The sequence below is a fragment of the Psychrobacter sp. DAB_AL32B genome (assembly GCF_002224105.1).
Classification (GTDB): Bacteria; Pseudomonadota; Gammaproteobacteria; order Pseudomonadales; family Moraxellaceae; genus Psychrobacter.
This window is the reverse complement of sequence record NZ_NEXU01000149.1, coordinates 1-518: the sequence shown is the minus strand read 5'-3', so window position 1 is coordinate 518 and position 518 is coordinate 1. Positions and strand designations below refer to the sequence as shown.

The following is a 518-nucleotide window of genomic DNA, read 5'->3' as shown; positions in this document are numbered from 1 at the left end:
TGACAAAGCCTTTTGCCTGTGCTGAGCTGCTGGTGAGAATAAAAAGCTTGCTACGCCGTGCCAATCAGGCAGATTACAGCAGCAACCTCATGCAAATTGCAGATTTAAAGATGGATATTGCCAAACGCACCGTGCACAGAGGTGAGCTACCTATTAAGTTAACCGCAAAAGAGTTTGCCTTACTACAGTTTTTACTTGAAAGAGAGGGTGAAGTGTTACCACGATCGGTTATTGCCTCTCAAGTTTGGGATATAAATTTTGATAGCGACACCAACGTCATTGATGTAGCAATTCGGCGCTTAAGGATTAAGGTTGACGATGACTATGAGGTAAAACTGATACATACAGTGCGTGGTATGGGCTATCGATTAGAGGTTACAGAAAGTAGTAGTGACTCAACACATCTAACAGAAAGCCACTAGCATGACGCCTATTGTCACAGACGGACGCCTGTCACTGTTATGGCGGACTATATTCCTATTGACGCTCTGCGTAGTAGTCACTCAAATCTGCCTGTA

General features: G+C 44.0%; 1 protein-coding gene. It reads left to right on the top strand.

Annotation, left to right across the window (positions count from 1 at the left end):
* Positions 1 to 422 (top strand): winged helix-turn-helix domain-containing protein (locus CAN34_RS13745; RefSeq protein ID WP_174668375.1); only part of this gene is annotated, 422 nt, incomplete at its 5' end.
* Positions 423 to 518 lie beyond the last annotated feature (96 nt).